The sequence below is a fragment of the Actinomadura sp. NPDC048032 genome, from assembly GCF_040653175.1.
Classification (GTDB): Bacteria; Actinomycetota; Actinomycetes; order Streptosporangiales; family Streptosporangiaceae; genus Spirillospora; species Spirillospora verrucosospora.
This window is the reverse complement of sequence record NZ_JBEZJP010000382.1, coordinates 1-8,154: the sequence shown is the minus strand read 5'-3', so window position 1 is coordinate 8,154 and position 8,154 is coordinate 1. Positions and strand designations below refer to the sequence as shown.

The 8,154-nt window shown below is 70.6% G+C and carries 6 protein-coding genes and 1 pseudogene; 3 read left to right on the top strand and 4 right to left on the bottom strand.

Annotated elements, in window-relative coordinates; all coding sequences use genetic code 11:
• Window positions 1-503, bottom strand: a pseudogene (locus AB0C69_RS33660) (hypothetical protein); the annotation flags it as partial.
• A gap of 781 nt (window positions 504-1,284) precedes the next feature.
• The gene (locus AB0C69_RS33655) at window positions 1,285-1,794 is read right to left on the bottom strand and encodes a hypothetical protein (RefSeq protein ID WP_345171740.1); all 510 of its coding nucleotides are present in this window, start codon (window positions 1,792-1,794) and stop codon (window positions 1,285-1,287) included.
• Between the two features lie 566 nt (window positions 1,795-2,360).
• Between AB0C69_RS33655 and AB0C69_RS33650 the strand changes: the two genes are divergently transcribed.
• The gene (locus AB0C69_RS33650) at window positions 2,361-3,455 is read left to right on the top strand and encodes a winged helix DNA-binding domain-containing protein (RefSeq protein ID WP_360358955.1); all 1,095 of its coding nucleotides are present in this window, start codon (window positions 2,361-2,363) and stop codon (window positions 3,453-3,455) included.
• A gap of 69 nt (window positions 3,456-3,524) precedes the next feature.
• Here AB0C69_RS33650 and AB0C69_RS33645 read toward each other — a convergent pair whose 3' ends face one another.
• Window positions 3,525-3,794, bottom strand: coding sequence for a hypothetical protein (locus AB0C69_RS33645; RefSeq protein ID WP_179834387.1), 270 nt, complete (start codon window positions 3,792-3,794; stop codon window positions 3,525-3,527).
• Between the two features lie 360 nt (window positions 3,795-4,154).
• Here AB0C69_RS33645 and AB0C69_RS33640 point away from each other — a divergent pair, with 360 nt between their 5' ends.
• Complete coding sequence (locus tag AB0C69_RS33640) at window positions 4,155-5,537, top strand: DUF2786 domain-containing protein (RefSeq protein WP_360358953.1); 1,383 nt, start codon at window positions 4,155-4,157, stop codon at window positions 5,535-5,537.
• Window positions 5,538-5,619: 82 nt separating this feature from the next.
• Here the strand turns inward: AB0C69_RS33640 and AB0C69_RS33635 are convergent, their stop codons facing one another.
• Complete coding sequence (locus AB0C69_RS33635; protein ID WP_021594883.1) at window positions 5,620-5,832, bottom strand: helix-turn-helix domain-containing protein; 213 nt, start codon at window positions 5,830-5,832, stop codon at window positions 5,620-5,622.
• Window positions 5,833-6,246: 414 nt separating this feature from the next.
• Here AB0C69_RS33635 and AB0C69_RS33630 point away from each other — a divergent pair, with 414 nt between their 5' ends.
• Window positions 6,247-7,206, top strand: a complete 960-nt coding sequence (locus tag AB0C69_RS33630) for a hypothetical protein (protein WP_360358951.1) — start codon at window positions 6,247-6,249, stop codon at window positions 7,204-7,206.
• The last annotated feature ends 948 nt before the right edge of the window (window positions 7,207-8,154 follow it).

The window sequence follows — 8,154 nt, the reverse complement described above, 5'->3', positions numbered from 1 at the left end:
GACGCGGCGGATCTCGGTCTTGAAGCCGGGACCGGCCGGCGCCCGCCGGGCCCACTCGACGGCCTCCTCCTTCGAGGCCACGTCGAGGATGTAGACCCGGCGCGGCCCTTCTGCATCGGCTTGCCGCCGGCGGGGGCGCCGGTGTCGCCGTTCACTCCGGACCCGTCGTCCCAGAAGTAGGACGCGGTCGTCTTGCCGCTGAGCAGGGCCTTCGGGCCCTTCTTCACGGGCTTGGCGGCCTTCTTCGGCTCGGCCTTCGCGCCGGCCTTGGTGTCGGCCTCGGCCTTCACGGGGGCCCTCGGCACGGTGAACCCGCCCAGCGCGCCCTTGTCGGCGGGCCGCTCGGGGGTCTGGTGCTCCTGCGCGGCCACGGCCTGCTGCGGCAGGAACTGCTTCTTGGGAGCGGAGTCATCGCTCGCGGCGGCGACACCGGCCACCATCATGCCCGCGAGGGCGGTGCCGGTGACGCCGGTCAGGATGACGTTGATCGCTCGCTGCTGCATGGGGATCCTTCGTTCGGGGTACAGGGCTGCCGCTCGGCACGGGAAGGACACGCAGGTCACGCGCCTGTTTCCGGGCAGGGGTGAACGGCTCCGAGACTCGAGACTCGGGAGATGCCGCCGCGAAAGAGACCCGCTTTGGAACGATCCACGGGCATGGTGGACCGCACCCGCGCTCAGCCGCGCACGACCGGGCTCGGACGTGCGTGATGACACGGGTTCGGGTGAAGCGGGAAGGATGCCGACCGGGGGCTCACGGGCCCAGCACGGTGCGCGGCCGCTGCATGGTACGGCTGCGTTCGGCGAAAGTGATCCCGCCTGGCGGGCGGGAAGCGGCGGTTATGCGATTGGCCAGGTCAAGGCTTCTTTGACCCTGACCTGGGGATGACTATATACGGCATTACCGTGCTTTCGCCAAACGGGGGATTTCTTTACCTTTGAGAAGGTAGATCTTTTAACCCCGAACTGGGGCGGAACGCCTTTCCCGTCGGGGCTGAGGGCCAGTCGCCGGGCGCCGGTTCCGCACCAAGAAAGATCTTTACTTCGGTTGGACCGCCCGCGCTCCGGCCCGGCGGGACCGCTCCGCCGCCGGGCGCGGGAACAGCCCGGGCCTCATGGGCGCTGAAGTCGCGTGGCCGCAGACGTGCACGCTGGAGCCGTCACAGCGTACATATGACCGCAAAAGAGAAGCGGCCCGCATGATCGGGGCCGCATGGCGCCGTACACCCGCACGGCGCATCCGCAGACCCGCACGGCCGCGAGCCGCGCGGGACGTCGTCAGCCGTCAGTGCGTCGGGTAGACCGAGGGCACGAGCGGGGTCGGGCCGGTGCCGCCGGTGAACACGGCGGGGCTCGGCTGCGGCGGAACGTAGGGCGCCTCCGCATAGGGAGCTCCCGCGTAGGGCGACTCCATGTACGGGGCCTCCGCATAGGGCGCCTCCGCATACGGAGGCTGGCCGTAGGCGGGCTCACCGTAGGGCAGAGCCGCCACGACGGGGCCCTGCGCCGCCGGAACGGCCTGGGCCGCGGGCGGCGGGACGGGTGGCGGGACATGCGAGCCGTCGGCCCGGCGCTGCTCCGCCGCCACGCCGCGACGCTCGGCCAGCACGGCCATGAGAGCGCGGGCCGTCTCGGCGTCCATCCTCAGCAGGACGCTCGGCATCCCGGTCTGATCGACGAACGGGGACACCGAGGGCGGGGCCGGCGACTGCGGCAGAGCCGCCCGCATCTCCTCGCGGAGATCCTGGGCCAGCCGCAGCGCCTGTCGGTCACTGTCGTTCAAGTGTGCGGTCATCGCGATCTCCGGGGAGTTCACGTGCGGGGGTCCGGGGCAATCCTGCTAGGAATGGCGTGCAGGTGCAAGGGCTGATGCACGTGCATTTCAAGAAAAATCCCGCCGTAACCCTGGCGTCGGTCGCTCGTTATCGATCACGCCAAGATGCGCACACCGGGCCTTCGCAACGCTTTGACCAGCGCGGATCCCCGCGGTTGCCCCCCTCGCCCACCGGGACGACAGAGGGCGTCCTGCACGGTGCGTACTCCCCTGGCCACGCAGGCGGCACCTCGGATTCTGGAGAAGGTTCAGCAGCGGAGATCTCCGTCACACCGCGCATCGATCGACCCTCAGGGGTGGCGGCGGCGAACGCCTCGCCCACGCAAGGGCCATCGCGTCGCCGCGTGACGCGGAAGGGGGAGCCGCCGATCATGATCGGCACTGCGTCCGCGCCGGCCATGAAGCAGGGAGGCTCGGGGGCGGGCCGGCGGCCCCGTCCGCTTGCCTTGTCGCGGTTGACGCTCACGCTCGGCCGGCACGATACGACGTAGGCCCTGCGGATGCGGTCAACACGGCATCCTGGACGAATGACAGAGACCCTGAGCGTCCGCGCCCTCAACCGGGCCACCCTGGCACGGCAGATGCTGCTCGCACGGGAGCCGATCCCCGTTTCCGAGGCGGTAGGGCGGCTGTGCGGGATGCAGGCCCAGGAGCCCAGACCGCCGTTCCTGGGGTTGTGGACGCGCATCGAAGGGTTCCAGGCATCCGATCTGCACTCTGCCTTGCACGACCGGGAGCTGGTTCGCGCCACCATGATGCGCGCCACCCTGCACCTGGTGACGAGCGCGGACTACACGGCATTCCGTACCGCGATGCAGCCGATGTTGGACGGTGGCCTGCGTGTGCTGGGCGACCGCGCCAAGGGACTCGACCTGGAGAAGGTGGTCCCCGCCGCACGTTCTCTCTTGCAGAGAGAGCCACTGACGTTCAATGAGATACGTGCGCTGCTCCAGCAAGAGTTCCCCGACGTCAACGACCGTGCTCTCGGCTATGCCGTCCGGTTGTGCGTCCCTCTGGTCATGGTGCCGACCGCAGACAGGTGGGGCTTCCCGCGCACGTCGCGCTTCACGCTCGCCGACTCGTGGCTGGATTCGGGGCCGGACGCCGAGAACGCCGTCGACGAACTGATGCTTCGCTACCTCGCCGCTTACGGACCGGCGTCCGCGGCAGACGCGCAGACGTGGTCAGGCCTGTCTTCGACCGGTGAGGCCCTGGAACGCCTTCGCCCGAGGCTGCGCACCTTCACCGACGACAAAGGCCGGGTTCTGTTCGAGCTGCCGGAGGCGCCGCGCCCGGATGAGGACGTTCCCGCCCCCGCACGGTTCCTGCCCGAGTTCGACAGCCTCGTCCTCGCCCACTCCGACCGCAGACGGGTCATAGCCGACGACCACCGCCCCATGCTGACGACCAAGAACCTGCGCGTCCGCGCCGTCTTCCTCTGGGACGGGTTCGCGCGCGGCATCTGGGAGACGGAGTACAAGCGCAAGGTCGCCACGCTCCGGATGCGCCCGTTCGAGGCTCTCCCCCGGACGGCCGTCAAGGAGCTGAAGGCCGAAGGCGAAGCGATGCTGCGCTTCATAGAGCCGGACGCCAAGGAAGCGGTCGTCACCGTCGAGGAGTGACGAGCCCGCCTCCGGCCGCACATGCGACAGCCCCCGGACGACCGCCGGGGGCTGTCGGAGAGGCTGCTGCTAGCCGGCGCCGTCCTGACCCCGCATCTCCTCGACCACGACGCTCTGGTACGCGCGGGAGGTGTCCGGGACGTAGCTCAGCCGCGCCAGCGCCTTGCCGTCATGGTCCCTGATCTCGAAGTGGTAGCCCTCGCCGGTCTCGCCCACGTGCGCCGCGGCCTGGTCGTGCCTGAGCCGGCACATGGTGTCGACCTTCTCCAGTGCGACCTTCAGGCTCCCCGCGTCACTGATGAGCCGCGCGGGCTCACTCGTCTCCCAGATCTCGAACATCAGTCGTGTCCTGTCGGCGGTCGGTCGGAAGGAACGGGCGGGGCATTCCAGACGTCTGGGACAGCTTGCGCCACTCTGGTGGATCTTTCAATCACTCAAGATATCGGATTGATCACTATTCGAAGTTGTCCACGCTCATAGTGTCATGTCCGCATGTGGCGGCGGTCCATCCGCCCCTTGTCCAAGTCCGGTTCGGCGCGGCCCGCCACCTGAAGACCGAACAGGATTCGGACGAGCTCGCCCGTCCTGCGGCAGGAACTACCCGACGCAGGCTTTGCTCGTTCCTGCCGGGCAGCGGCGAGCCTCGTCCCCGCCGGATGGGAGAATCGTCCCCGGCGACGTCGGACGGCGGGAGTGGCGGTGCGGAAGACCGGGCGGTACGGCCGGACGTTCGAGGCCTCGGCCGCCCTCGCCGCCGACGAGGCGGTGCGAGCACTCGCGCGCGGCGACCGCGCCGCGTTCCGGCGGCTCGTGGGCGAGCTGGCCGACCGTCCCGGCACCCCGGACTGGGCGGCCGTCACCGACCGCTGCCTCACCGACCGGCTGCGGCACGGAATCGCCTCCGCCTGGCAGCGCGGCTGGCAACCGGCCGACCTGGTGCGCTACACGACCCGCCGGCACACGACCCGCCACGCACGCCTGGCCACCGACGCGATCGCCCACGAGGCGCGCACCTACTCCCCCGGCGCGGTCGACGATCGCTGGACCGAGCAACTGGCCGCCATCCAGGCCGACGTGTGGTGGCCGGACGACGGCTCCCACCCGTCCCACTGGTGCCGCCGCGAAGGCGCCGAACGCGCGACCTACGTCGCCTGCGCCATCGAACTCATCCACCTTCTGGAAACCCTTCCAAGGCTTCCTCCGATCACCCCGCCCCCCGACAAGCCCGGCTACGGCGCCTCAGGTGGGAGCCGTTCTGACGCAGGGAACGCCCGGGGCTCCACGGGGACATCCCGACCTGGAGGGGATACGTCCGGTTCAAGGAGGGCCCGTCGCGGGTCTCCTGGGGAGTCCGGGATCGACGGCGGCAGGCGCGCTGAGCTTGATCAGCGGATTCTGGGACGGGTCCGCGCGCTCCTCGCCAAGGCCGAATCGACCGAGTTCCCCGAGGAAGCCGAGGCGCTCAGCACACGTGCCCAGGAGTTGATGACCCGGCACAGCATCGACCATGCGCTGATCGCCGCGGAGTCAGGCGACATGAGCGGCCCGGACGGACGCCGCATCGCGGTGGACAGTCCCTACGACGCGCCCAAGGCGGTCCTGCTGACAGTGGTGGCCGAGGCCAACCACTGCCGCGCGATCTGGCATCGGGAGTTGGGGTTCTCCACCGTCCTCGGGTTCCCGGCCGATCTGGCCGCGGTGGAGGTCTTGTTCACGTCCCTGCTGGTCCAGGCGACGTCCGCCATGGTGCACGCGGGTCCCAGACGCGACGCGCGGGGACGGTCACGGACGCGTTCGTTCCGCCACGCGTTCCTCAACGCCTACGCCGTCCGCATCGGGGAGCGGCTGCGGGGAGCGGCGGACAGGGCGGCCGCGGGCGCCGGCGGGAAGGATCTGCTTCCCGTGCTGGCGGCGCGCGACCAGGCCGTCGATCAGGCCGTCGACACGATGTTCCCCGACCTCGCCAAGGGGCGGGCGGGTTCGGTCTCCAACTATGAGGGCTGGGTGGCCGGGCGGGCGGCCGCCGACCTCGCCAGCCTGAACGGGCGCTCCGAGGTCACCGGCGCGTTCCGCGGTCCGTAGCGCGCGGGGTCCCCCCGGGGGGCGAGGGGGACGTCCGGCCATGTGCTCGCTTCTTCCTTGTCTCGCTGGGCTTGGGAGCGGGTCAGTCCTTCTTGCGCCGGGTGTTGCCGCCCCGACCGCGCAGCGGCACTCCCGCCTCCTTCAGGACGTTGTAGATGAACCCGTACGACCGGCCGGTCTCGGCGGCCAGATCGCGGATGCTCTCGCCCGCCGCGTACCGCGGGGCGAGTTCGGCGGCGAGCCTGGTGCGTTCGGCACCGGTGACACGGGTGCCCCTCGACAGTGTTCGAGCCACGGGGACCTCCTGTTTCCGAGGCTGGGCGGCGGGGCCCGTCCCCGCAGCTCACAGCAGTGTTGATCTCCCCAACGTACACATTCCCCCCGATTGCGCCGTCGATGCCGCGCGAATCACCGCGAATTCGGCCGAAGCTGGTCTTTTCTATGGCGAACGGCGTGTCGCAGCTAGACAGACGTGTCTGTCACGGGTGCCTCCCGGCCGATCCGCCGGATCACCCGCTCCGGCAGCCCCAAGACCGGAACCCCGCCTCCCCCACGAGCCCGGCCCGCTCCACCGCACACGCCACCCCGCCCGCTCACCGCTCTCACAGCCGCCCCAGCCGACCGGGTTATCCACAGAACCCGGTTCTCGTGTCGCTCGCCCGGACGGCCGCGCAAGCTGGACAGGTCCCGAAAGGCGAGGAGGAGTCCCATGGCCACGATCACGTTCCCGGTCCCGTCCACCACCACGTCGCGGTTCGCCGTGGCCGCCACCACCGTCCCGGACGGCCCCGCCGACCTTCTCAGAACCGCGGACGGCCCCTACCTCTCCCACATCGCCGGACGCCTGGGCACACGCCAACTCCAGGTCACCCGTGAAGACCTCGCCCACCTCCGCTGGGACCCGGGGCAGATCAAGGCGGCACGACCAGAGGACCGGCAACTCGCGCGCGCCTTCAAAGACGCCGAGCAGTTCGCCGTCGTTACCGCCTTCGCCCCGATCACCGACCAGCCCAGAGCGGTCCAGGTGGCCCGCGCCGCCGCGTACGCCATCGCCGAAGCCACCGGAGGAATAGTCGCCGACCTTGTCACGGGCCACGTCCTCACGCCGTCCGCCCACGAGAGGACGCGCTTCGTTCTGGCCGACCGGTGGCTGGGGGACGTCCTACCGCCGTTCCGCGCCAACGGCCGCTGCACAGCCGCCGACCCCGGCGTCGATCCAGAAGGCGTCAACGGCTGCGCCTGCCTCCACCTGCGCACCCGTGGCCTGCGCCGCTTCGGCCTCCCCGAGCTCCAGATCACCGACGTCGCCTGCCCGCACGACCTCACCGCCCTCAACGTCCTGCGCACCACGGCCCGCCGCCTCCTGACCGACCACTGGTCCTGGCTGGCCACCGGCCCGGCCGTCCGCGACCGAACGCTCCCCGACGTCCTCGACCTGGCCCAAAGCGACTTCAACGACTTCTGGGGCACAACCCGCCGCGTCCCCCTAACTCCGCCGTCCCCCTTCCAGGTCCAGCTCTCCCCGTTGACCTCCCGCCTCCTCGCCGTAAGCCCTCCCGCCCACTTCGAAGGCACGGTCAACGACTGGCTCTGGGGCGACACCCTCCCAATGGGCCTCCACGACACCCAAGAACCCCCCACACCCCACCCCCTCCCCACAGCCGCCTGACTCTCCAGCCCACCACCGGCACGCAGCCTCAGCGGCCCCCTCCCGAAAGCGCCCCAGAAAAAGAGCAGCCGCCGCCAGCCCACACCCCCACCGCAGACGCCGTCCTCGAAGTCGTCCCGGAGATAGGCGAGCCGCAGCTGGCACGCGACATGGTGGCGGCATTGCCGGGCGGGCCGGTGAAGGTCACGGCAGCGAGCGCGCTCATCCGCAATCTGGACCAAGTGCTGCGACCGCGGCACGGTATCCGGATCACGGCCATCGGGGCGCCAGTGGCATCGCCGGGCTCGTGTCGATAGCAATTGGCACGGCGCTGGGACCACAGCGGCGGTTTCATGATCCATGCAGCACCTGGCCGCAACGTCGGCTTCGCGTGTAGTTGGCAGCCGAACGCTCTCCAGCGGAGGTCGGCTTCGGGGCGCCCCGCACCGCCGCCACCGCTCATCGTCGCGCAGCGTCGGCAGCTCTGGGAACAGTGTCGGCGTCGTAGTGGGTGGCCTGGTGCAGGCCGGTGGCGGCGATGACGTGGACGCCCGTGGCGTGTGAGACGTCCTCGAGGTCGTCGATGCGGCGTCCCCTCCTGTGGGGGTCCACTGGGCGACCGCCCCGCCGCCGAGCTGGGCGAAGGCACGGAGCCGGGCGAAGGCACGGAGCCGGGCGAAGGCACGGAGCCGGGCGAAGGCACGGAGCCGGGCGAAGGCACGGAGCCGGGCGAAGGCACGGAGCCGGGCGAAGGTGTGGGGTTGGGCGGCGGCTGGGGCGGGGTTGTCGGGTTCCTCGCCCGTCGGCCGGGGCGAGCGGATGAAGAGGTGGTCGTGGGAGTCGCACACGCCGAGGTCGGCGGGGGCGATGTCGGCGAGGACCGTTCTGATCCTCACAGTTCCGCCGCCGCCACGCGCAGGCCGGCCAGGGTCTTCGGGACGCCGATGTAGGGCGCGAGGTGGACGAGCG